We start from the raw sequence: 24,313 nt of genomic DNA, 5'->3' as shown, positions 1-24,313 counted from the left end.
GACAGCGAAAAGAGTATATTATATTATTACGTTAAACGAACGAAAAATAAAAAAACATAATGAGGTGATAGCGATGCAGCAAGCTACATTGTTAAAAGAAAAGGTCAATGCGGGCTTCATGGTCGAACGGATAGAAGATATGGATGAGGAATATCTCAAAGCTTTGAAGCAGACGCTGGTGATTGTCGGCGACACGGAACTGCTTAGTGTTCCTCCTTTGTTAACCGTTTACAAACAAGCGCCTACGCTGAATAACAAAATTACGGCGCTGGCTATAATGCAGGATGAAATCGGCCACGCACATATCGCTTACCGTTTATTAAAGGACCTTGGTGTAGATGTGAACGAGCTGCTTTATGATCGGCCAGCGAATAAATGGAAGAATCCTTATGCTTTCGATTTCAAGCTTTCCAACTGGATTGAACTGGGAGTCTTCAATGCGTTGTTCGACCGCGCAGGCTACACGCTCCTTGGAGATGCGTACGAATTTACATCCTATGGACCGTGGAAGCGGGCGCTGGTCAAGGTGGATAAAGAGGAATTGTTCCATCTGCGCAACGGGGAAATTATTATGAGAGCCGCGATGGATAACCCGGAAACCGCCAAGCAGGTACAGAAAGCCGTGGATTGGATGTTCCTGATGGGGCTGGAGTTCTTCGGTGTAGCGGATGAATTGAAGAGCCGTTCGGCTCAGCTGGATTATCGGCTCAAAGGCAGATCGAACGATGAGCTCAGGCAAAAATGGCTTTCTACCGCCGTTCCATTTTGCGAATCGATAGGGGTTAAGATACCGGCCCGCTGGAATGAGCAAATGCAAAAGTACGAGATTACCGTGCCATTTCCCTGTAAATTTGATGTTGAGAACAAAACATGGCTGCTGGATCAACCGGATACATGGGAAGGCGTCATCGCACGATTTAAAAAGAGAGGCCCGCAGAATGTGGAGTTCGTATCGCGTATCCAGCAAGGCGCCCACAAGATGGCGGCTCTCCGTAAAGAGGTGGGGTAGCATGCAGGATGTAAAGCAGGAGGTCAAGCGTTATTGGGAAGCTTTGAAAGAGGTAATGGATCCCGAATTTCCCGTTAGCGTCGTTGATATGGGGCTTATATACGAAATAGAAGAAACGGATGCGGTCGTCTCCGTTACCATGACGTACACGGCCGTCTCCTGCGCCTGTATGGAGTGGATCGAAGCGGATATCAAAAAAAGACTGCTGCAGGAACCGGGTGTGCGGGAAGTGCAAATCCATGTCGTGTGGAATCCGCCGTGGACCGTGGACCGTTTAAGCCCGGAAGCGCGCGAGAGAATGAAAAAATGGGGGGTTAGCGCCCGATGAGCCAAACAGGGACCCGATTTGAATATGAAGTGTTTACGCGGATCAAGAGAGGAGACAACCTGATCCATGTTGGAACGGTTGAAGCTCCGACGGATGAATTGGCCAAAGTATACGCGGGCTATATCTACGACGAGGAAGACTGGGTGGAGATGTGCGTCGTTCGCAGAGACAGCATCAAGTGGGTCATCCAGCCGGAGGGGCTACTTGTTAAAGAAGGAGCAGTGCGATATGAGTAACAAAACAGCCGGATTGGCCTCATTTATCGAAACCATCGAAACGATAGCGGATAATAAATACATTCTGGGAGATCTGTTGGTCGAAATCGGAGTCAGCGGCCCGGATCTTGAAGCGACCCTATCTACCATTGCCATGGCTCAAGGAGAGCTGGGACATGCGAGACTGCTTTACAACTGGGCGTTCGATTTGAAAGGAATCAAGAAACAGGAGATCGAACGCCAAACTGGTAAAGCGTTTACATCCGTGGTTGCCGTCGACAACTGGATTGACTTAATCGGTTCTTTATATGTGGTGAATGTAGGGCTGGAGCTTGTGCTTAAAGCCATGCTGAATGGACGCCATACCGATGTGGTTAACCGCATCAACAAGCTGTTGAGGGAGCAAAAAGAGCATATTATGTATTCCAGAGGCTGGGTGGAACAGCTTCTCAGGGATCAAGGCGCAGTCCCGCGCAAAATGGACGAAAGCATAAAAAAGGTATTTCCGGAGGTACAGGCTTGGCTGAAGGGGCTGGAGGATTCCAGTGCTTTGATTGAAGAGGGGTATCTAAAGCCCGGAGTCAGACTTGTGGCTCCCTTTCAGTCGCAAATCGGGAGTGTGCAGGCGCAAAGGGCTGAATCCGATGTCGTCTAAAGATGAAAAACAACCCCATTGTTCCTTTTGCAATTCGACGAATGTCGTGCTGTTATCCCGGTTTGGGACGGCGCAGCTGGTCAGGCAATATTACTGCAACGACTGCCGCAGCGCTTTTGAATATATCCGGTGGCAAAATGAGGATGCCCGGTGACGCGAGGTGTAAAGCCCGATGAAGGTACAGACGGTCGGAGTGGTTGGTTCAGGCACGATGGGCGCCGGTATTGCGCAAATCATCAGCCAAAACGGTTTTAGCGTTCTGCTGTACGATATCAACAAGGAGATTGTTACGCGGTCCTTAACACGCATTTATTCCCAGATTGATAAATTATTCGAAAAAGGCAAGCTGACCGAGTCGGAGTCACATGATGTAAAAACAAGAATTCGTACAACGGTTCAGCTGGCCGATCTGCAGGTGTGCCAAATCGTGATCGAAGCGGCTCCGGAAATCATGGAAATTAAACAAACTATTTTTCAGGATTTGGACCGGCACTGCCCGAACGAAACGATATTGGCTACGAATACGTCATCCTTCTCCATCACTGAAATTGCAGGGTTCACGGATCATCCGGAACGGGTTGCGGGATTGCATTTTTTCAACCCTGCCCCCTTGATGCCGCTCGTCGAGGTGATCAGCGGACTGCGGACCGGAGAGGACGTGATGGAGCGTCTTGCAGATTTTGCGCGGAGCATCAACAAGAGCCCTGTCACCTGTAAGGATACCCCGGGATTCATTGTTAACCGGATTGCACGCCCTTACTATAACGAAGCGTTGCGGATTATGGGCGATCAGATGGCATCCCCGGCACAGATCGACCGGATTATGACCAAAGCGGGGAAATTCCGTATGGGTCCTTTTGAATTGCAGGATATGATCGGCGTGGATATTAATTTTGCCACAACGGAATCTTTACACCAGGGATTTTTCGGCGATGCCCGATTTCGCCCGCATTATTACCAGCAAAGAATGGTACAGTCGGGACAGCTGGGCAGAAAGTCGGGGGGAGGGTACTACGAGTATGACAGATAGGCAGTACGTCGCTGTTGTAGGCACCAATTCACTTGCCGATGCACTGAGAAAGCAGCTTAGTCCTGTGAACGGAGTGGAGGTCCTTGATCTTCAGGAGGCGAAGACGCGCTCCATTCCGCTCCATATCGTGATAGAAACATCGAACCTGGAGCTTGCGGAGAAAAAAGCCGGGCTTCAGAGCTTGGAAAAATACATTGCCGGCGATACGCTGATTTTGTCCTCGGTACTGGGGGCTACAGCGACTCAAGCGGCATCATGGCTGTCTCATCCTTCCCGGCTTGTAGGGTTTGCGGCGTTTGCCAACCTGGAACAAACAGAATTGATCGAGCTGTGCGCGGCGCTTCAGACGGATGCCGGGTACGCCAAACAAGCGGAAGCCTTCTTTACCGCCATCGGTAAAGAAACCGAGTGGGTGGAAGACGAAGTCGGATTAGTGTTCCCCCGCATATTGTCGATGATTGTGAACGAAGCCGCGTTTGCGTTGATGGAGAAAATCTCCTCGGCAGAAGAGATTGATACGGCAATGCGTAAAGGTACGAATTATCCGATGGGGCCGCTGGCTTGGGCGGATGAACTGGGATTGGATGACATTTATGCCGTGTTGTCCGGACTCCACCGCGATATGGGCGAAGACCGGTACCGGCCTGCTCCCCTGCTGCGTAAGCTCGTTCACGCCGGGTGGCTGGGGAAAAAGACAGGCAGAGGATTTTATGTCTATGCCAATCAAGATGCAAAGGAGTCGATCGTATGAGGGAGGCCGTCATTGTTGACGCTTTGCGTACCCCGATCGGTAAATATAACGGCTCGCTGCAACATGTGCGTCCGGATGACCTGGCCGCCATTGTGATTCGTGAATTGCTCAAGAGAAATCCGCTCGACCCCTCTTTGGTGGAGGATGTATTCTTCGGCTGTGCGAATCAGGCGGGGGAGGATAACCGCAACGTAGCCCGTATGGCCGTCCTGCTCTCGGGGATGCCGGAATCCGTGCCGGGCGTTACCGTCAACCGGTTGTGTGCTTCAGGATTGGAAGCGATTAACCAGGCGGCGGCTGCGATCCATTCGAACATCGGCGATATCTTTATCGCGGGAGGTACGGAAAGCATGTCCCGTGCGCCTTACGTCATGCTGAAGCCGAATTTGAGCGGCGAACGGGGCAACCAGACGATGTATGACACCACGCTGGGCTGGCGCATGGTGAATTCTAAACTGGCGGAACAATATCCTCCGGTCAGCCTGGGGGAGACAGCGGAAAATGTGGCCGAGCGTTATGGCATTTCCCGGGAAGAACAGGACGAATTCGCATTATCCAGCCAGCTTAAGGCGCAGGCGGCCATCCAAAGCGGCCGGTTTAAGAGCGAGATCGTTCCGGTCGAGGTGAAGCAGGGCAAACAAACCGTCATGTTCGATACGGATGAACATCCCAGAGGGGACACGACCCTGGAGAAGCTGGCTCAGCTCAAACCTGCTTTTAAAGTAAATGGAAGCGTAACCGCGGGTAATTCTTCGGGCATCAACGACGGGGCAAGCGCTCTGCTGATCATGGAGAGGCAAACCGCGGAAGGCTTGGGCCTGACCCCAATCGCCAAAATTGTGACCTGGGCGGCATCCGGAGTCGATCCGGCCTACATGGGCATCGGCCCGATACCCGCCGTAACCAAAGCGCTGAAAAAAGCGAATTTGACGGTGAGCCAGCTGGATCTGATCGAAATCAATGAAGCGTTCGCATCCCAATCGGTCGCTTGTGTCAAAGAGCTTGGCCTCGACATGAGCAAAGTCAATGTGAACGGGGGAGCGATCGCTCTAGGGCATCCGCTCGGATGCAGCGGCGCCCGGATCGTGACTACCATGGTGCATGAAATGACCCGCACCGATTGCCGCTATGGCTTGGCTACCATGTGTATAGGGGTAGGACAAGGACTCGCCACGGTGATCGAAAAACTCTGAGGAGGATTACGATGTTGAAAGAATACTATCCGCTCTTTATTAACGGCAAGTGGGAAGACAGCAGCAATGGCGAGGTATTTGAAACGCATAATCCCGCGACGGGAGAAGTGCTGGCGAAAGTGGCGAAAGCGACCAAAGCCGATGTGGACAAAGCGGTGGCGGCGGCCCGGGAGGCATTCGAGAACGGCAAGTGGTCCAAATTTTCTGCGGCCAGACGCGCACGAGTGCTGAATAAGATCGCCGACCTTCTGCGCGGCAGATTTAATGAATTGGTTCAGCTTGAGGTGCTCAACAGCGGCAAGACGGTAGACGCCGCCAAAGGGCAGATTAACCAGGCGATCGAAGACTTTGAATTTTATGCCGCCGCCGCCATTACGCAGAGCGGTCAAGTGAACCAGGTACCTAACGGATTTTTTAACTATACGGTAAAAGAACCGGTCGGGGTATGCGGACAAATCATCCCGTGGAACTATCCGTTCATGATGGCGGCCTGGAAAGTGGCGCCTGCTCTGGCTGCAGGATGTACGGTGGTGCTCAAGCCGGCCAGCTTCACTCCGATAACCGCGTACGTGCTGGCAGAGGTTTGCCATGAAGCGGGAGTTCCCGAGGGTGTCGTGAATGTCCTGACCGGCAGCGGCTCGGAAATCGGGCCTTACATGACCGAGCATCCCGGGATCGACAAGATCGCATTCACAGGCGAGACGGAGACCGGTAAAGATATTATGGCCCGCGCGTCCGTCACGTTGAAACGTGTGACGCTGGAATTGGGCGGCAAATCTCCGAACATCGTATTCGAAGATTGCGATATGGACGGCGCTGTGGACGGCTCGCTGTATGGGATTTTTTACAATACAGGTCAATCCTGTGAAGCCCGTTCCCGGTTGTTCGTTCATGAATCCATTTATGACAAGTTCATGGAGAAGTTCATTGAAAAGGCAAAGAAAATCCGCGTCGGTGACCCGTTTGCCGAAGGCGTGCATATGGGTGCGGTTATCTCCGCAAGCCATGAGAAGGTCATTGACGGCTATGTGAAGCTGGCTGTGGAAGAGGGAGCCGAAGTGCTTTATGGCGGTAAGCGCCCTGAAGGCCCCGAGTTTGACAAGGGACATTGGTATATGCCGACGATTATAGGCAATGTTCGAAATGACATGAGAGTCGCCCAGGAAGAAATCTTCGGTCCGGTCGTCGTCGTGATGAAGTTCAGTGATGAAAAAGATGTGATCAAGCAGGCGAATGATTCCATCTTCGGACTGGGGTCCGCGGTTTGGACCAAGGATCATGGAAGAGCCCATCGGGTTGCCGCCGCTATGCGTGCAGGCATTGTCATGGTCAACTCTCCGATCTCCGCATTCCCGGGCACTCCGTTCGGCGGGTACAAACAATCCGGCTTCGGCCGGGAGCTGTCGCTCGAAACGATGAATTTGTATACGGAAACCAAAAGCGTTGTCTCTTACGTAGGAAGCCGTCCGCTGAATCTATTCGGAATTCAATAATCCAAACCAACCTTTAGGAGGAATTCAAATGTCCAATTTGACGCTTAAAAAAGAAAACGGAATTGCAGAAATTCACCTTCATATCAATAAAACGAACTCTTACGGCCTGGAGTTCTACAAAGAGCTGAACGCCGCGATTGACGAAATCCGTTTCGATTCATCCATTAAAGTTGCGATTCTCATGAGCGATGTACCGAAGTTTTTCTCTGCGGGAGCGGATATTAACTTCTTGAAGGCGGCTGAACCCCGTTACAAAACCCAGTTCTGCTTATTCTGCAACGAGACACTGGATAAAATGGCGCGTTCTCCACAAATTTTCATTGCTTGCCTTGAAGGGCATACCGTTGGCGGCGGTCTGGAGATGGCGCTCGGCTGCGACCTTCGCTTTATGGGGGATCAAGCAGGTAAAATCGGTCTGCCGGAAATCTCGCTCGGGGTGCTCGCCGGAACCGGCGGAACGCAGCGCTTGGCGCGTCTGATCGGCTTCTCCCGCGCGCTGGACATGAATATCACAGGCAAAACGATCTCGCCGCAGGAGGCGCTTGACATCGGGCTGGTCAATGACGTATTCCCGCAGGAGCAAACGCGCGAAAAAGTGTTTGAGTATGCCGGAAAAATCGTCAACAGCGCATCCTACGCTGCAGCCAACATCAAGCTTTCCATCATGAATGGGAAGGAAATGCCGCTGAATGTGGCGATTCGTTACGAAGGCGAGCTGCAAAATCTGCTCTTCCGTTCCGACGATGCCAAAGAAGGCTTGAGTGCTTTTCTGGAAAAACGGGAAGCCAACTGGATTGGTGCATAGAACGAATTCAACTTGTATTGCGATATCGGCTGCCGTATGGCCGATATCGCCATTTTTTTAAAGGCAGGTGTTCCACTTTGATTCTGGCATTTAACGGGAAACAACCGAAGATCGCGGGCACTGCGTTTATTGCTCCTAATGCAACGATTATCGGCGATGTTACGATTGAAGACGGAGCGAGCATCTGGTTTGGCGCCGTGCTCCGGGGGGATTGCGGGCCGATCGTGGTAGGGGCGGGAACCAGTGTGCAGGATAATTGCGTCATCCATATGACCAATAGCGGTACCTTCATCGGGGAGGATGTTACCGTCGGACACGGCGCTATACTGCACAACTGCCGTATTGGCCGTAAATCCGTTATCGGGATGAATTCGGTCGTCCTGGATGATGCGGAGATCGGGGAAGAATCCGTTGTCGCGGCGGGCAGCATTGTGACCCCTAGAACCGTATTTCCGCCGCGTATATTGATTACCGGCAATCCCGCCCGGAAGAAAAAAGACATTGAAGGCTCTTCTCTCTGGTGGGTCCAGGAAGCGTCGAAGGTGTACAAGGACTTGACGAAGCAATATCACAGCCAAGGAATCGGCATATGGAAAGAGGAGGATCAAGGATGAACCCAAAGCCAATCGTATGGGAGCAGCATGGACATATCGGCTGCATCAAACTGAACAGGCCCGATGAATTAAACACATTTCATTATGAAGCGCTCGTCAGTCTGGGGGAGATCATTGAAGAAATCGAGCAAAATCCCCGGGATATACGTGCGGTTATCGTTTCGGGAGAGGGCCGCGCTTTCTGTGCCGGAGCCGATTTGAAGGAGCGCCGAACCTTAAATGAGCAGCAGGTTCGGCGAAATGTAAGAAAAATCCGCGACGTTTTTTCGGCGTTGGGGCGATTGCCGCAGCCGACCATTGCCGCCATCAACGGTTTTGCTTTCGGCGGCGGGTTTGAACTGGCGCTGGCCTGCGATTTTCGATTCGCTGTCAAAGGCGTGCTCATGGGACTGACCGAAGTGAGCCTGGGGATCATTCCCGGAGCGGGAGGAACGCAGCGTTTGCCCAGGCTGATCGGACCGTCCAAAGCGAAAGAACTCATCCTTACCGCCCGCAAAATCAGTTCCGAAGAGGCGCTGGATTTAGGTATTTTAAACGGTCTCGCCGAGGATCGGGAGCAGCTTCTGGAGATGTGCGAGCGGCTTGCAAACGAAATGCTGGCCAATGCTCCTCTTGCCGTTTATCAAGCTAAATATGCAATCGACCGGGGCTTGGGCGTTGACCTGCAGACCGGTCTGGATCTGGAATCCAAAGCGTACGAGGTCATCATCCCGACCAAAGACCGGATCGAGGCGCTGGAAGCGTTCCGCGAGAAGAGAAAGCCCAGGTTTACCGGTGAATAATTCAATATACAAGAAGCATTGAGGTGTATCCATCATGTCCAGAGCCAGGGTTAGCGGAGTGGGATCTTATGTCCCGGAAAACATACTGACGAATAGTGAGCTGGAGAAGATCGTAGATACTTCAGACGATTGGATAGTGGAGCGTACCGGCATCTCCGAAAGAAGGATTGCATCGCCTGATCAGGCTACTTCGGATCTGGCCTTTTTTGCGGCGGCGGAGGCGATCGGGGATGCCGGGCTGCAGGCCTCCGACATCGACCTGATCATTGTGGCTACGGAAACTCCCGATCATCCTTTCCCGCCGGTCGCTTGTCAGCTTCAGCATCGGTTAGGGTGCCGCAGCATTGCAGCGTTCGATGTTCATCTCGCCTGTACCGGATTTATTGCCGCTTTGCATGTTGCGGAGAAGTTCATCAAATCCGGGTCATGCAGGCATGCTCTGGTGGTCGGCGCCGATACGTTATCCAGAATTACAGATTACACGGATCGCTCCACTTGTATTTTGTTCTCCGACGGCGCCGGAGCTTTTGTGCTGTCTGCCGGTGATGAAGCCTCCCCGGATGGCATTATTCATTCCGCGATTCATTCGAACGGAGAATATTTTGATGCGGCGATCGTACCGGGAGGGGGCAGCAGGCATCCTCAGCCGCACAGTGAGGAAACCAAATACAAGATTTTGATGAACGGCAACAGGATCTTCCGGCTTGCCGTAACACTCATGAGCCAAAGCATTAAAGAGACGCTGGAGCACAGCGGCTTGACTTTGGATCAGGTGGACTGGGTGATTCCTCATCAAGCCAATCAGAGGATTATTGACGCCGTCGGAAGAACCCTGGACGTTCCGCACGAGAAGATGATCAGCACGATCCGATATTACGGAAATAACTCGGCGGCTACGGTCCCGCTGGCTATGGATCATTCCGTCAAAACGGGCAAAATCAAACGCGGCGATATGGTGGCGATGGCCGCTTTCGGCGGAGGATTGGGCTGGGGGTCCGCGTTATTGAAATACTAGAGGTGCGGCGGGCATTCGAACGTTATCATTCTTCATCACATGCCGGTGAAGAGATATACTGATTTAAGGATGTTCTATTTTTTGCAGGATACACGCGATAAGTTCGTCCATATCTTTGGCAACGCACAACGCATCATTTACTGCAAGAAGATGCCGGTGTTCGCATATCATGCACAGCTTCATGCAATTCGTTGCTTGCAAACTATAGTCGTGCTTATCTGCTTCCAGTAAAGCCTTGATTTGATCTGTATGCCGTCTCACTTCATTGCGGTAACAATAATATAATCGATTGCACAAGCGGATCACATCCTTGTTCAGGAAACAAAAGCCGCCTTCGGTGCGCTGAAAATCAGCGTAACAGAGATCTGACGGCGATGGCCTTGGCAAGGGTTCCCAACCCTTGTCATATAGTCGTTTTTTTCATGGAACATAAGAGCCGTCCCTCGGTCATCCAGTTACTCCATCAGGTTGACTTATGGGACAGCCCCTTCTTCCTTTCTTTTTATGCGCCTTGAACTTGTCTGATTGGAAGCTTGTTCACTATATAGGCTCCGTCCTTCATGACCACATGGAGTTTGTCATGATCCTGGAGTATGGAGATATTATCGAGCGGGTTACCGTCTACGACCAGAATATCGGCAAGCTTACCCGCCTCAATCGTTCCGATTTTATCCTCCATCAGCATAACCTGGCCGCCGTATTTCGTGGCGGAGACAATGGCATCCATGGGCGTCATCCCGACCAGTTTGACAAAGTGTTCGAGATCCCGGGCATAGCCGCCGTGAGGGCACCATTTAAATCCATAGTCGCCGCCCGGCAATATTCGAACTCCGGCTTTGTAAAGGCGATTCATATTCGACAAGGCAATTTCCAATCCTTCCTTGTATCCGGTTGCATCTATAGCTTCCTGGCCGAAATATTGGGCCCCATGCTCTAATGTGGAGACAAGCCAGTTCAATGCGGGGACTACGAATAAACGGTTCTTATGTTCAACAAGCATTTCAAACGCTTCATCATCGATGAAATCGGCATGTCCGATAATGTCTACCCCGGCTTCTACACAAATCTTCACGGAATCGGATGAACGCGCATGAGTATATACCCGTTTTCCTCTGGCGTGCGCTTCTTCGACCGCTGCCCGTACTTCCTTCAACGTATAGAGCGTCATTTCACTCCGGGCGTGCGGAGTCAGACTCTCGCCGCTTACATTCAGCTTAACCAGATCGGCTCCTTCCTTGAGCAAGCTTCTTACGGTTCGCCGAACCGCATCCTCGCCATCGGCAAAAATAGAGAGACCGGAAACATGGACATGATTCGGATGCAGATCGACAAAGCTTCCGGTTGCGGAAATCTCGGCTCCATTGGCCAGCATCCGGGGCCCGACAATCAGCCCCTGATTAATGGCATCCCGAAGGGCAATGTCTACCCGTCCTCTCGCGGCAGCGCTTACACAAGAAGTAAAACCGCTTTTAATCATCGTTTGAGCGTTTAAATAACAACCAAGCATGGTTTCCTCAAGAGGTTTGAAATCGATATCTTGAATATAAAGGGAGTTTTGCCATGTGAAGTGGGTGTGGGCTTCTGTCATACCGGGCATGATGGTTTTGCCGTCCAGTTCAATCACGTCGACATCGGCCGGATCGTAATGGACGGGAAGAGAAAGATGAGTGCCTATCGAGGTGATTTGATGGCCTTCAATCAGGACATCCATTCCCGCCTGCGCATCTTTTCCCGTACCATCGATTAATAAACCGTTGCGGAGCAATACAGCTTTCATATTTGTAACCCCTTTCACGAAATGGAATAGCATGCGAATGAGATTTTATTCTTACAATCAGGGAAACCGGCATTAAAGTGTGGACAGGAAATTGAGAAGGCTTTTGTTGACGGCATCCGGCATTTCGATCGTAGCCCAATGTCCGCAATTCGGTATAATTTCCAGCTGCGCTCTGGGGAAACGCCGGCTCATGAGCTTTGACATCGAAAGAGGACTCACCTTATCCTCATCACCGACAATAAGCAGAACGGGGGCCTCGACTTTGGAGTGGTCGATCGCCTGCGCTTGGGCGAGCGCTCTGCAGGAAGCCGCGTACGCTTCCGGATGATTGCGCAGCAGCAGATCCTTGGCCAATCCGATTAAAGCGCTGTTCGTATGCTTGGAATAGGAAGAGAAACCGCCTTCGATAATGGCATCGGCAACAGCGTCCATTCCATTGGTACGGACCACATCGGAGCGATCGTAAATTCCTTTCCTGGCCGCCTCCGAGGGCTCGGTAAAACCTCCTACGAGCGTCAGACTTTTGACCATGTGCGGATAGGAGACCGCAAAATGCTGAACAACAAGGGTTCCCAGCGAATGGCCTGCCAAATGTGCCGCCTCAATGTTTTCGCGCAGCAGCAATTCCTTTAGATCAGAAACCCACAGCTCGATCGAATACTCGCACTGTGAAAGACCGGTTCGCCCGGACCCGCGCAAATCGTAGGAAAGCGTTCTATAATACCTGGAGCAAACCGTTGTCTGGCTGTTCCAGATATGGAGACTGCCTCCCAGGCCGTGGACGAAGACAATGACGTCACCGTCGCCTTTACTTTCATAGTTAACTTTCAAATCATTGACCTGGCCTAACATCTCATACCTCCCCGAAATCGTATTTTTCAAAATTGGTTATTCCAAAACAACAAATTGGTTTAACCAATATCTACCCCTATAGTAAACGACGCCTATCCTTCCGTCAATAAAAAAATAAAAAACAAGCTCCATGACAGAGACATGGCAGCTTGTTTAAGTGAAAAGCTATTGTTCCAGCATATTGCTTCTTACCGTTTTTAAATGCTCCAAAGCGACAATTTCCGCTCTGCGGGCATCACGTTCGCTTATCGCTTGATAAATTTCAAAATGCTGTGCACTGTATGTTTTCATTCGCTCCGGATTTAAGCTCTTTTCTTTCAATGTTCCCCATAGCTTTTCCGAACGAACGTTATTCACGATGTTCATAATGTAAAGGAGAAATGAATTTTTGGAGGAGACGGCGATCATATGATGAAATTGGCCGTCCAATTGTTCAAATTGGCGAATATCGGCATCTTCTATCGCTTGATTCAACTGATCCATATTTTGTTTTAATTGCTGTAGATCTTCTTGCGTGGCGCGAAGTGCAGCCAAATGTGCGAGATAGGGTTCGAAGGCCATTCGGACTTCAAACACCTCGGAAGGACTCGTCTGCTTCGAGATCTCGGCGAATAAGCCATCCATGCTTGAAAAATTGGCGTTTTTAACGAAGGTTCCTTGTCCGACATGGCTTTCAATGACACCGATGATTTCAAGTGCGCGCAGGGCTTCCCTGACTGTTGCCCGGCTGGTTTGGAATTTCTCTGCCAGCTCCCGTTCGGAAGGCAAGCGGTTTCCCACTTTTAGCGCGCCTTTTTCTATGTGATCTCTGATTTGATTTGCAATTTCAAGAAAAGCTTTATTTTCACCTACAGGAAAAAAGGCAAGTTCAAATTCCGCCATTACATAGTCTCCCCTCATGGTCTTACCAATGATGCTTTCAAATGAGTCCGGTTATTGAAATAATTATTAATTATATCTATAGTATGATCCTATCGTCAATTCGCTATAAGCAGCAAACGATTTGAATTTATATAAAAGACGCTTGACTAAAAGCGGGGGAATGCTCTAAGATATGAATACATTATTGGTTAGGCCAATTGTACGATTGGCCGCTCGACTATGATTAAAGACCAGGGAGGATTTAGCATGTACTTAACATCATTTACTCACGCCGGGCAATTAAAGTATGGCTTTCTAACGCAAAACGGGCAATCCGTCGTGGATGCGCAAGAAGCGGAAAAGCGGCTTTTTGAGGAAACTTTATTGCCCGGAAGTTTAATTGAAGTGATTGAAACCGGGGAGGCCTATTCCCGTCTGAAAGAAATCAACCGTCTGCTCCAAGACGGCGGGGACCATGCCTTACCGCTCTCTGACATTGTGCTTGAAGCTCCTATTCCTTTCCCCAGACGAGATATCATTTGCCTTGGTCTAAATTATAGGGAGCATGCGCTTGAGTATACGGACGCTATGGAGGAAGCGAAACATATTCCTCAGCATCCGATTGTTTTCAGTAAAGCGACGACAACCGTCATTGGACCGAACAAGCCAATCAAAAGCCATTCGGATGTGACGAAACAAATCGACTATGAAGCCGAGCTTGCGATTGTGATCGGAAAGGAGGGCACGAATATTTCCGAAGCCGACGCCTATGATTATATTTTCGGCTATACGATCATTAACGATGTCACGGCGCGTGACCTGCAAAAAAAACACAGTCAATGGTTTTTGGGAAAAAGTCTCGATACCTTCGGACCTATGGGACCTTATTTAGTTACCGCTGACGAAATTCCGGCTCCCGTCAAATTGGATATTCAATGCAGAGTCAACGGAGAAATAAGACAACATTCCAATACCGAATATCTCATTTTTGACATTCCTGCCATGATTAAAACGCTCTCCAGCGGAATAACGTTAAAACCGGGCGATATTATTGCCACGGGAACCCCGAAAGGCGTGGGCCTTGGCTTTCAGCCGCCAAAATTTTTGAATCCGGGCGATCGGGTAGAAGTGGAAATTGAAAAAATCGGGGTATTAAGCAATGTCATATCTTAAAGAAAGGTGAATGTCATGTTGGATACGATTCTGCTTGCCGAAATGACCAGCGGTTACTCGGATGAGGAACTGCAAGCCATCGCAAAGGGCTTTTGCCCGAAGTGCTCGCCGTATAATATCAGGTACCGTATTCTTGAAACCTGTTATAGCGAAAAGCAAGGCATGGATGTACATCGGGTGAAATGCAGTAACATTGTTCAATGTGATTGGGATGAAAGCATACCCGCAGCGCGAGTTGATAATGGATTGGAAGGCTTCTTTGAATTATAGCCCGGAAGCATTTGCCAATGCATCGTACAATGAATCCGTTGGAAAGCCCCTCTTACGGCATAGGCCAAGAAGAGGGGCTTTTTGCCGCCCCTATGTCCCCGCCGCGGGGCAAAAATGGTATAATGGTTTTTGGCACTAGCGTTTCCGGTTTGAAGCAGTGAAAAGGGGGGAATATATGACCGTATTGCGCCGTTTGATGAGCCGTTTTTTCCATAGGAGGAGTATGCAGTATCAGCTTTTCATCACTTATTTAGGCATCAATCTGCTTCCTCTTCTTATCGTGGGAGCGCTTTCTTACCAAATTGCTTCTTTGGCGATCGTTCAGGAAGCGAGACGGAATAACGATCTTTTATTAGAAGCGATAAACAGAAACATCAACTTCTATATAAGAGAAATAGAGGATAAATCCACGATATTTTCCTCTGCTTTATTACAAAATTATATATTAATGGATAAATATGATAATTCCTGTGATATTTTCAGTCCGGAGAATCTGCTCAAGATCAGAAGGTATGTTACCTCCACCGTGGCATCGGGCGATGAGTATGTCAGTATAAGAGTTTATTCGGACAATGGCCGGCTTATTGACAAGGCGCTCCATAAAAATACATACACACATGCCTATAGTTCACCGGCAGAGCTGGCATGGCAGCAAAGAATGAAGGAAAACACAAGCGATGAGCTTATTTTCGATTTGCATCAGCTGGATATTAACGGGATCTACAGCTTCACCGCGTCCAGGGCGATTATGGATCCCAATACGAACCGGAGGATCGGCTATATTAGCTATGATAAAACGTTATCCTCCTTCTCATCCATGTTCAAACAAATCGAATACCGAAGCGGAGGCGTAACGCAGGTCATCAAGAAGGATGGGACCCTTCTGTATCATTCGAACAATGCTTTAATCGGCAAAAAGGCGGACAGAAGCCTGTTGGAACGCTTTAATCGAATCAGCGCCGATACCTTTATTGAACAAATAAAGGGCCAGGATGTTGTCGTCACCTTTAACAGAGCGGCGGGCGGCAGCTTGTACGTGGTAGGTTCGGTCCCGCTTTCTGCGCTGACCGAGGCGATCAAGGATTTACGCAATATGACGATCATCGTCAGCTGTCTGTCCATGCTTCTGGTGCTGATCCTGTCTTATTTCCTTTCCATTTACATGATCAAACCGATCAAGAAGCTGAACAGTTTAATGTCCAGGGTGGAGCGGGGAAACTTTAATGTCCGTACGGAAAACATGGTGAACGTCAGTAAAGAAATCAATCAATTAAACAACAGCTTTCATACCATGGTAGACACCATCAACCATTTGATTAAAATTCAATACGAAACGGAGCTTCATAAGAAGGACGCGGAGCTTAAGGCTTTACTGATGCAGATCAATCCCCATTTTCTCTACAATACGTTGGAGGTGATCAATGGGATTGCCGATTATGAAGGGGTAACGCAAATCTCTGAGATTACCCAATCGTTAAGTAAAATGCTGCGCTATAACATCGATTTGAATCGGGAGCATGTTCAACTTTCCGCCGAGTTGGAACATTGCCGGCATTTCTTTCTGATTTTAAAAAGCCGGTTTGAAGACCAATTGATCGTGGACTGGGATGTAGATCCGGAGGTAGGCTCCTACATGATCGTCAAAATGGTCCTGCAGCCGTTATTGGAAAACTCGATTAAGCACGGGGTGGAGAAGAAGCTGGGAAAAGGGTTTATCAAACTGTCCGCTAAAAAATACGAGAAACGGATCGAAATCGAAATAACGGATAATGGCGTCGGTTTTGATGCCGATAAATTGAAAGATTTTGAACAATATAAACGCCAGTCGTCCAACACTTATGCTGACTTTACTTCGGCAAGACATTTGGGACTCAAGAACGTATACACGAGACTGCGCATTGTTTTTGGGGATGAGGTTACCTTTCATATTAACAGCATACAAGGAGAAGGAACAACGATCACGATCAACATTCCGGCGGTGAAGCGCATCGATGACGGGGGGAAACTTGATGACGGGACAAAATAATCAGCATATCAACGTATTTATTGTAGAGGACGAAATTGCGGTCAGACGGAGTTTAATCGGTAAAATTCCATGGGGCTATTTGGGAATGAATCTGATGGGGCAGGCACAAAATGCTGAAGAAGCCTATGAGGCCATCCAGCTGGAGAGACCCGATATTATCCTGCTTGATATGCGGATGCCCGGTATGGGCGGTATGGCGTTTCTGGAAATATTGAAAAGACAGTTTCCGGCGATCGAGGTGATCGTATTAAGCGGATATTCCGATTTCGAATATGTGAAGCAGGCATTAAGGTGCGGAGCAACCGATTATTTATTAAAACCGATCATAAAAGAAGAGCTGGAGAAAGCGCTGATCCAGGCCATGGACAACATCAAGGCTGACAGGCAAAAAAAACAGGAGAGGATGCAGCAAAATCTGCTGCTCAATCAAAGCATCCCCTATTTCAAACGCAATTTGTTAAACACACTGGTACGGGGCGTTTATATGGATTGTTCGGAATTGCTTAAAAAACTGGCTTTATTGCATGTCAAGCTGCCATATCCTCATTACGTGCTTGCAATGATTAATATCATCGATTTCGAACAAATCAAGCGGCATTATCGAAGTGACGTTTCGCTTGTTTTTTTCGCTCTGGAGAACGTGATGACGGAAAGTACGGGATATGCTCAACGCTTTATCGGCTTTAAGAGCGAGCTGAGAGAAAACGAATATATTTGCCTGCTCGGATTCGAAGAAAAGGAAAACATTCGCCATCAAGTACAGGAAATATTCCGGAATACCATCTTGAATATTGAAAAGTACAATAAATGGCATATTCATATTTCGGTCAGCCAAGTGTTCAGCGAAATCACGGAGGTTCATCAAATATATAACCAACTCTCGTACGTATGGCATGAACAACAGGACGGTAAGGCATCGCGCCTTCTCTTTTATGAGGATCTTCAACCGGAGGCAGCCGATGCGGAGTCAAGCCTATGGAGCTCTGAAGCGGCTTTGGAATGGGACGAACTCATGGCGAAAAGGGATTGGAAAGGATTGATCCGTGCGATTCATCATCTTTTTTTGCAATTGAAGTCCCGGTATAATGACGATCTTCGGATGTATAAGAAAGCGGCCGCACGGATTTACCGGATGATGGAGGAAAAAGTGCAGCGGATGCCGCTTCGTTCGCATGGCCAAGCTGCTCCGGATCATCCGTCCTTTAACGAATGGGTGTCTAAGTATACGAATATTGACGATCTGAAGTACGGTTTGATCGCCTTGCTGAATGATGCGGATAGTCCGAAAAATAAAAACGGTCAAACCAAAAAGCTGATTGAACAGGCAAAGGAATATATTGATCACTACTTTTATGAAGATTTGTCGCTCGATTTTATGGCCCAGAAATTTTATATGAACCGTACCTACTTTAGCGAACTGTTCAAACAGGAGACGGGTTGTTCGTTCAAAAAATATTTGATTCAAGTCAGGATCGATAAGGCTAAGGAGCTTCTGGCGGGACAGAAAATGAAAGCGGTGAATGTGGCTTTATTGGTCGGGTTTAAGGATCCCGTTTATTTTTCGACCGTATTCAAGAAGTCGACGGGACTTTCCTTTAAGGAATATGCAGACCAAATATAACAACCGAAAAAATTCAATGTTTTTTCCGAAGTTTCTACATGTCCATATCGCGGAATTGAACATATAATCAAAATATCCTTAAACAAGGAGTGAAGAGCGATGGATGAACATCAATACGTTCTGCAAATGAAAAATATTTGCAAGACATTCCCGGGGATCGTAGCGCTGGACCAAGTCTCTTTACATATAAAAAAAGGCGAAGTGCATGCTCTGATGGGGGAGAACGGGGCGGGCAAATCCACCTTGATGAAAATCCTGGCCGGCGTGGAGCAGCCCGATAGCGGAGATATTATCCTGAACGGCCGAAAAGTGTTTTTTAACCGGCCGTTGGATGCGATGAATCACGGAATCAGCATGATTCACCAGGAATTGAATTCCATTTTGGATATGACTATAGCGGAAAATATTTTTATTGGGAGAGAACCGTGCTATAAGCTGGGCATTGTCAATACCCAAGAGCTGAAGGCCAGAACGCGCGAGCTGTTCCAGTCCGTGGGTATGGATATCAATCCGGATAAGAAGCTGGTCGAGCTGAGTGTAGCGGAAATGCAAATGGTCGAAATTGTGAAAGCGATATCATATAATGCAGACATTATCATTATGGATGAGCCGACATCGGCGATTACAGACCGCGAGGTCGATAAGCTGTATGAGATCATCAGGAAGCTGACCGGCCAAGGCAAATCGATCATTTATATCTCCCATAAAATGAACGAGATTTATAAGGTTTGCGATGCGATTACCGTGTTAAGGGATGGCCGGTATATCGCGACCCGCCCGACGGAGGAATTAAACCAGCAGCAGTTGATCTCCCTGATGGTCGGCAGAGATCTAAAGGACATGTATGTCAAGCAGTCTTCGCGTATCGGCGAAACGTACCTGGAAGTGAAGGGCTTGACCCGCAAAGGGAAGTTTAGCAATATCCATCTTCATGTACGCCAGGGAGAAATCTTGGGCATCGCCGGATTAATGGGAGCGGGAAGAACGGAACTGGTGGAAACCATCTTTGGAGCTTATAAAGCCGACGCAGGCGAAATTTATGTCAAACAAAAGAAAGTCGATATGTCTAACCCCGGCAGTGCCATCTCCAACGGTATCTCGCTGGTAACGGAGGACCGGAAGCTTTTCGGGCTTAATCTCAAGTTTTCCGTCAAGGATAACACGACCTTGGCGAATCTGAAAAAGTTTACAAGGTTCAGGCAAATTATAAATTTCAAGGAAGAAAAGCAAACGGTTGATCACCAGATGAAATATTTAAATATTAAAGCCTCAAATCGCAATACCATGGTCAACACGTTAAGCGGAGGCAATCAACAGAAAGTAGTGCTGGCGAAATGGCTTTTGTGCAATCCGGACCTTCTGATTCTGGACGAACCGACAAGGGGAATTGATGTAGGATCGAAGGCGGAGATTTACAAAATCATCAGCCAACTGGCCAATGAGCAAAAAGCCATTATCATGATTTCGTCGGAAATGCCGGAATTGCTCGGGATGAGCGACCGCATTATCGTTCTTCACGAAGGAAAAATAACAGGAGAATTTCTGCGGGAGGAATTCGATCAGGAAAAGATCATGGCCTGTGCCGCAGGCTTTGAAAAAGAGCGAAGCATCGTTTGATTATCGTTAGGGGGAAGTCCGGTATGGTATTGAACAGGGAGTATATAGGCAGATTTCTGGCCAAATACGGTATTTATGCAGCCTTTTTATTGTTGGTTATCATCTTATCCATCACTTCATCGTCTTTTTTGACCGTGCAAAATATTTTCAATATTTTGAGGCAGGCATCCATTAGCGGAATTATAGCGGTGGGTATGACCTTCGTCATTATTCGAGGCGGGATCGATCTATCTGTAGGTTCGATTCTTGCCTTTTCGGCCGTGGTCGCCAGCAGCTTTGCACAAGGCGATGCCTATCCTCTCATTGTGCCTGTTGCCTTAGGTTTATTGGCCGGGCTGCTGCTTGGAGGGATTAACGGAATCATCATTTCACGTTGGAATGTCGCTCCTTTTATCGTTACCCTGGGGATGATGACGGCTGCAAGGGGACTGACCATGGTGTATACCGACGGCCGACCGATCATCAATCTTAATGACAGCTATAACCGGATGGGGGGAGGATATGTGGCCGGGATTCCGATTCCGGTACTCATCTTTATTCTTGTGATTCTGCTGGGCATTTTTATCCTGCATATTACCAAGTTCGGGCGCCATGTGTATGCGGCCGGGGGCAACGAGCATGCAGCCAGATTGTCCGGCGTCAATGTGAATTATGTTCAAGTTGCGGTATATGCGATCTCGGGTTTGGCTGCAGGGCTGGCCGGCATTCTTCTCTCCTCGAGGGTCATGACGGGTTCGCCTGTATTGGGAATAGGCTATGAATTGGATGCCATCGCCGCCGTCGTTATTGGAGGCACCAGTCTCGCCGGCGGAAGAGGAACAATCATAGGGACAGTTATCGGTGTGCTGATTATCGGAATTATGAACAATGGGTTGGATCTGCTCAATGTGTCTTCCTATTACCAGCAGATTGTAAAGGGCGTTATTATTGTGCTGGCCGTACTTTTGGATAAGAAAAGCCATTAAGTGTATACGCGTCGCATGACGGTATAAATAAAACTTTACTGAATAATGGGGGTATATCGATGAACAAGATGAAAGCTTTATTCCTTCCGATGGTTCTGCTGGCCGGTGTATTGTCTGCATGCGGAGGGGGCGGCGGATCCGCATCAGGCGGAGCGGGCTCCGATGGAAACAGCGGAGAAAAGAAATTGACGATAGGCGTTTCCTATCAAAACCTGCAAAACGAATTTGCCATCAACATTCAAAACGCAGTGAGGGATAAAGCCAATGAGAAGGGAGTAGAGCTTCTGGAAGCGGATGGTCAGGGGAAATCCGAGAATCAGATTGCCCAAATTGAAAATTTTATCAACAGACAAGTCGACGCCATCATTCTTAACCCTTATGACAAGAATGGCGCCGCCCCTGCCGTAGATCTTGCGGTAGCCGCCAAAATTCCGGTGATTGTCGTCAACTCCCAAGTATCCAATCTGGATAAAGCGACAGCCTTTTCGGGATCGGACGATGTGGTCGCAGGTAAGCTTCAAATGCAGTTTATCGCCGATCAATTAGGCGGTAAGGGAAATGTGGTGATTATTCATGGACCGAATGGCAACTCTGCAGAGATCAGCCGGACGGAAGGCAATAAAGAAGTGCTGACCCAATATCCGGATATTAAGGTTCTTGCGGAGCAGACAGCGAATTGGGACCGCGCACAAGCGTTAAATCTGATGGAAAACTGGCTGCAAACGCATAAAGACATCGATGCGGTTGTCGCACAAAATGACGAAATGGCTCTGGGCGCATACAAAGCGATCGAGGCGGCCAAGAAAGCAGACGATATTCTGGTGGTAGGGATCGATGCCATTCCGGATGCGCTCAAATCTGTCGAAGCGGGGCAACTGGCCGCTACGGTATTCCAGGATTCGCACGGTCAAGGCAGTAAGGCGGTAGAACTGGCGATCCAGGCGGCTAAAGGCGAATCCGTCGAACACATGAACTACATTCCTTTCCAATTGGTGACAAAAGAGAATTTAAGCGAATTCAAAAAATAAGGGGATAACCAGTGAGGGTGGAGCAGAATGCAGGGGAAAATGAAAGCGGCTGTATTGGTAAAGCCCGGAAAGATTGAAATCCAGGAATGGGATATCCCCATTCCGTCCAAAGACGAGGCGCTGGTTCGGATCAAAGCGGTTGGCCTGTGCGGGTCGGATGTCCATTACTATGAACATGGAAAAATCGGTCCCTATGTGGTGGGAAAGCCAATGATCCTCGGACATGAAGCGGCCGGTGAAATCGTTTCGTTAGGCAGCGACGTCCGTCATCTAACGGTAGGCCAGAGGGTAACGATAGAGCCGGGGGTCACCTGCGGACGCTGTCATCATTGCAAATCGGGCCATTATAATTTATGTCCCAAGGTCGAATTTTTAGCTACACCTCCTTACGACGGCGCTTTTTGTGAATATATCGCGATCCGTGCCGACTTTCTGTATCCGGTACCCGATCACATGAGTTATGAAAGGGCCGCCCTCATCGAGCCTTTCTCCGTAGGCCTGCATGCTGTACGAAGAGGCCGTTTAAAGCCCGGAGAAACCGTTGTGATCATGGGTATGGGACCGATCGGCATTCTTGCTTTGGCAGCAGCCAAAGCCGCCGGCGCCAAACGGATTATAGGCGTGGACCTGGAGCCGTTTCGTTTGGAACGGGCGCTGCAGATGGGGGCGACGGATGTGGTTCATCTTCGGAAAGAGGATGCGATCGAGGCGATCAACCGGATCACGCATGAACAAAAAGCGGATCTGGCGATTGAAACGGCGGGGAACGGAAAAGCGGCACAAGCTGCGCTGCGCTCCGTCCGCCGTGGCGGCCGGGTCGTTCTGGTGGGTCTTCCGCAGGAAAGCGAAACGCCTCTGAGCATCCCTTATATTGTTGATAATGAAATCGATATTTACGGCGTTTTCCGTTACTGCAATACGTATCCGACCGGCGTAGCCTTACTGGCCGATGATGATATTGATCTGGGGCCGGTCATCACCGATTATATGACTCTGGAGCAAACGGCTGCGGCTTTTGAAAAAGCGATCAAAGAGAAAAACAGCACGTTAAAGATCATCATTTGCCCATAATTGTTTTATATCGAAAGGGGATGCCCGATGAAAGCCGTTTATTATAATAAAGCTATGGATTTTTCCGTTCGTGAAACAGCCGATCCTGTGGTGAAGGATCATCAGGTTCTGCTTAAAGTTCATTCCTGCGGTGTTTGCCGCACAGATATTCACCTCCATCATGGGGAATTTATGGCAGGCTTTCCCCTGATTCCCGGTCATGAGTTTGTGGGTGAAATTGCAGCGGTGGGCAAGGATGTGACCGGTTTTAAGCCCGGGGACAGGGTTTGTGCGGACAATACGGAGCTGTGCGGGCATTGTTATTACTGCAGGCGCAACCAGCCGCTTTACTGCGAGAACTTTTACTCGTTAGGCGTAAACGGCCCCGGAGGGTTTGCCGAGTATGTGGCGGTCAACCATGATAAAGTATTTCACTTAGGCGATTTGTCTTATGACCAGGGCGTTCTGGTCGAGCCGACGGCATGCGCCGTACACGGTTTGGATATGATGGATGTCAAACCGGGGGATGATATCCTCCTGTTCGGAACGGGACCGACGGGCATCATTTTGGCGCAGCTATTAAAGCATGCGGGAGCGGCAAATCTCGTTGTGGTGGCATCGGATGAACGAAAATTGGCCGTAGTCAAGGAACTGGGCGCTGATGAGACGGTTGTGATGAACCGCAGCGACTATGCGGCGCATGAAAGCAAGCTTTTTGAGAAATTTCCCAAGGGCTTTGATATGGTGATCGACGCTACAGGGGCAAAGGAAGTGATTCAGCAAATGCCCAAGTTCGCCAAAATGGGAGCCAAGATTGTCATTTACGGCGTAGCTTCTGTCAGCGATGAGATCACGATTAGTCCCTACGAGGTATTCAGGAAAGAACTGAAAATCATCGGATCCTTTGCGCAAACGCATTGCTTTGACCGTGCGATCGCCTTTATCCGTAACGGGATCGTGAAGACTGACGGATTGATTACTCACCGGTTCAAGCTTGAAGATTTCGGCAAGGCGATTGAGCAGGTCGAAACGGGAAGAGGCCATATCAAGGTTGTAGTCGATGTCCAATGATGGGATAGACGTTCATCGCATGTTGTTTTCCCGGTAAATCTGGAGAGCCACTGATCGGTAACTTTCAGTTGGCTCTCTTGTTGTTATCCGGCGATTCGAAGGCTACCTGCCG

The 24,313-nt window shown here is 49.1% G+C and carries 25 protein-coding genes; 22 read left to right on the top strand and 3 right to left on the bottom strand.

Annotation, left to right across the window (positions count from 1 at the left end; all coding sequences use genetic code 11):
- Window positions 1-73: 73 nt before the first annotated feature.
- From IJ22_RS16215 to IJ22_RS16160, 13 genes are all read left to right on the top strand, one after another.
- Window positions 74-1,009, top strand: a complete 936-nt coding sequence (locus IJ22_RS16215) for a Phenylacetic acid catabolic protein (protein WP_054817427.1) — start codon at window positions 74-76, stop codon at window positions 1,007-1,009.
- Window position 1,010: 1 nt separating this feature from the next.
- Window positions 1,011-1,337 (top strand): metal-sulfur cluster assembly factor, encoded by a 327-nt coding sequence (locus IJ22_RS16210; protein WP_062409563.1) that lies wholly within the window; start codon window positions 1,011-1,013, stop codon window positions 1,335-1,337.
- Window positions 1,334-1,573 (top strand): hypothetical protein, encoded by a 240-nt coding sequence (locus IJ22_RS16205; RefSeq protein ID WP_054817428.1) that lies wholly within the window; start codon window positions 1,334-1,336, stop codon window positions 1,571-1,573. Before IJ22_RS16210 ends, IJ22_RS16205 begins: the two co-directional genes overlap by 4 nt.
- Window positions 1,566-2,207 (top strand): Phenylacetic acid catabolic protein, encoded by a 642-nt coding sequence (locus tag IJ22_RS16200; RefSeq protein ID WP_054817429.1) that lies wholly within the window; start codon window positions 1,566-1,568, stop codon window positions 2,205-2,207. The genes IJ22_RS16205 and IJ22_RS16200 overlap by 8 nt, the downstream gene beginning before the upstream one ends.
- Window positions 2,197-2,361 (top strand): PaaD-like zinc ribbon domain-containing protein, encoded by a 165-nt coding sequence (locus tag IJ22_RS26565; protein WP_171005986.1) that lies wholly within the window; start codon window positions 2,197-2,199, stop codon window positions 2,359-2,361. The genes IJ22_RS16200 and IJ22_RS26565 overlap by 11 nt, the downstream gene beginning before the upstream one ends.
- Before the next feature lie 18 nt (window positions 2,362-2,379).
- Entirely contained in the window at window positions 2,380-3,237 is an 858-nt protein-coding gene (locus IJ22_RS16195) for a 3-hydroxyacyl-CoA dehydrogenase NAD-binding domain-containing protein (RefSeq protein ID WP_062409562.1), read from the top strand.
- A complete protein-coding gene (locus IJ22_RS16190; protein ID WP_062409561.1) occupies window positions 3,227-3,988 on the top strand; it encodes a 3-hydroxyacyl-CoA dehydrogenase family protein in 762 nt (253 codons plus the stop codon). The genes IJ22_RS16195 and IJ22_RS16190 overlap by 11 nt, the downstream gene beginning before the upstream one ends.
- Entirely contained in the window at window positions 3,985-5,181 is a 1,197-nt protein-coding gene (locus tag IJ22_RS16185) for a thiolase family protein (RefSeq protein ID WP_062409560.1), read from the top strand. The genes IJ22_RS16190 and IJ22_RS16185 overlap by 4 nt, the downstream gene beginning before the upstream one ends.
- Before the next feature lie 11 nt (window positions 5,182-5,192).
- A complete protein-coding gene (locus IJ22_RS16180) occupies window positions 5,193-6,674 on the top strand; it encodes an aldehyde dehydrogenase family protein (RefSeq protein ID WP_062409559.1) in 1,482 nt (493 codons plus the stop codon).
- Window positions 6,675-6,702: 28 nt separating this feature from the next.
- Window positions 6,703-7,479: an enoyl-CoA hydratase/isomerase family protein gene (locus IJ22_RS16175; RefSeq protein ID WP_062409558.1), complete on the top strand. Its 777-nt coding sequence runs from the start codon at window positions 6,703-6,705 to the stop codon at window positions 7,477-7,479.
- 77 nt (window positions 7,480-7,556) lie between these two features.
- On the top strand, window positions 7,557-8,093 hold the full coding sequence (locus IJ22_RS16170) for a gamma carbonic anhydrase family protein (RefSeq protein WP_062409557.1): 537 nt from the start codon (window positions 7,557-7,559) through the stop codon (window positions 8,091-8,093).
- Window positions 8,090-8,875, top strand: a complete 786-nt coding sequence (locus tag IJ22_RS16165) for an enoyl-CoA hydratase-related protein (RefSeq protein ID WP_062409556.1) — start codon at window positions 8,090-8,092, stop codon at window positions 8,873-8,875. The genes IJ22_RS16170 and IJ22_RS16165 overlap by 4 nt, the downstream gene beginning before the upstream one ends.
- A gap of 34 nt (window positions 8,876-8,909) precedes the next feature.
- Window positions 8,910-9,890, top strand: coding sequence for a beta-ketoacyl-ACP synthase III (locus IJ22_RS16160; protein WP_054817431.1), 981 nt, complete (start codon window positions 8,910-8,912; stop codon window positions 9,888-9,890).
- Between the two features lie 502 nt (window positions 9,891-10,392).
- On the opposite strand, the gene IJ22_RS16150 is transcribed toward IJ22_RS16160, so the two are convergent.
- The 3 genes from IJ22_RS16150 to IJ22_RS16140 all read right to left on the bottom strand — a co-directional run bounded on the left by IJ22_RS16150 (window position 10,393) and on the right by IJ22_RS16140 (window position 13,401).
- Window positions 10,393-11,667, bottom strand: coding sequence for a metal-dependent hydrolase family protein (locus IJ22_RS16150; RefSeq protein ID WP_062409554.1), 1,275 nt, complete (start codon window positions 11,665-11,667; stop codon window positions 10,393-10,395).
- A gap of 72 nt (window positions 11,668-11,739) precedes the next feature.
- Window positions 11,740-12,519, bottom strand: a complete 780-nt coding sequence (locus tag IJ22_RS16145; RefSeq protein WP_062409553.1) for an alpha/beta fold hydrolase — start codon at window positions 12,517-12,519, stop codon at window positions 11,740-11,742.
- A 165-nt stretch (window positions 12,520-12,684) separates the two neighbouring features.
- Entirely contained in the window at window positions 12,685-13,401 is a 717-nt protein-coding gene (locus IJ22_RS16140) for a FadR/GntR family transcriptional regulator (RefSeq protein ID WP_054817433.1), read from the bottom strand.
- Between the two features lie 246 nt (window positions 13,402-13,647).
- Between IJ22_RS16140 and IJ22_RS16135 the strand changes: the two genes are divergently transcribed.
- From IJ22_RS16135 to IJ22_RS16095, 9 genes are all read left to right on the top strand, one after another.
- Window positions 13,648-14,553, top strand: coding sequence for a fumarylacetoacetate hydrolase family protein (locus tag IJ22_RS16135; protein WP_062409552.1), 906 nt, complete (start codon window positions 13,648-13,650; stop codon window positions 14,551-14,553).
- A 15-nt stretch (window positions 14,554-14,568) separates the two neighbouring features.
- Window positions 14,569-14,823, top strand: coding sequence for a hypothetical protein (locus IJ22_RS16130; protein ID WP_062409551.1), 255 nt, complete (start codon window positions 14,569-14,571; stop codon window positions 14,821-14,823).
- Between the two features lie 223 nt (window positions 14,824-15,046).
- Window positions 15,047-16,849, top strand: a complete 1,803-nt coding sequence (locus IJ22_RS16125; protein ID WP_062409550.1) for a sensor histidine kinase — start codon at window positions 15,047-15,049, stop codon at window positions 16,847-16,849.
- A complete protein-coding gene (locus IJ22_RS16120) occupies window positions 16,833-18,470 on the top strand; it encodes a response regulator transcription factor (protein WP_062409549.1) in 1,638 nt (545 codons plus the stop codon). The genes IJ22_RS16125 and IJ22_RS16120 overlap by 17 nt, the downstream gene beginning before the upstream one ends.
- Window positions 18,471-18,569: 99 nt before the next feature.
- Window positions 18,570-20,087, top strand: a complete 1,518-nt coding sequence (locus tag IJ22_RS16115; RefSeq protein WP_062409548.1) for a sugar ABC transporter ATP-binding protein — start codon at window positions 18,570-18,572, stop codon at window positions 20,085-20,087.
- 23 nt (window positions 20,088-20,110) lie between these two features.
- Window positions 20,111-21,052 (top strand): ABC transporter permease, encoded by a 942-nt coding sequence (locus IJ22_RS16110; protein WP_062409547.1) that lies wholly within the window; start codon window positions 20,111-20,113, stop codon window positions 21,050-21,052.
- Window positions 21,053-21,111: 59 nt separating this feature from the next.
- Complete coding sequence (locus tag IJ22_RS16105) at window positions 21,112-22,080, top strand: sugar ABC transporter substrate-binding protein (RefSeq protein ID WP_054817438.1); 969 nt, start codon at window positions 21,112-21,114, stop codon at window positions 22,078-22,080.
- A 27-nt stretch (window positions 22,081-22,107) separates the two neighbouring features.
- Complete coding sequence (locus IJ22_RS16100) at window positions 22,108-23,151, top strand: NAD(P)-dependent alcohol dehydrogenase (RefSeq protein WP_062409546.1); 1,044 nt, start codon at window positions 22,108-22,110, stop codon at window positions 23,149-23,151.
- A gap of 27 nt (window positions 23,152-23,178) precedes the next feature.
- Window positions 23,179-24,201 carry a zinc-dependent alcohol dehydrogenase family protein gene (locus IJ22_RS16095; protein WP_054817439.1) on the top strand — a complete coding sequence of 341 codons (1,023 nt, stop codon included), beginning with the start codon at window positions 23,179-23,181 and terminating at the stop codon, window positions 24,199-24,201.
- The last annotated feature ends 112 nt before the right edge of the window (window positions 24,202-24,313 follow it).

The organism is Paenibacillus naphthalenovorans (assembly GCF_001465255.1).
Taxonomy (GTDB): Bacteria; Bacillota; Bacilli; order Paenibacillales; family NBRC-103111; genus Paenibacillus_G; species Paenibacillus_G naphthalenovorans.
Note: the sequence above shows the minus strand (reverse complement) of the source record. Positions and strands in the feature narration are given on the sequence as shown.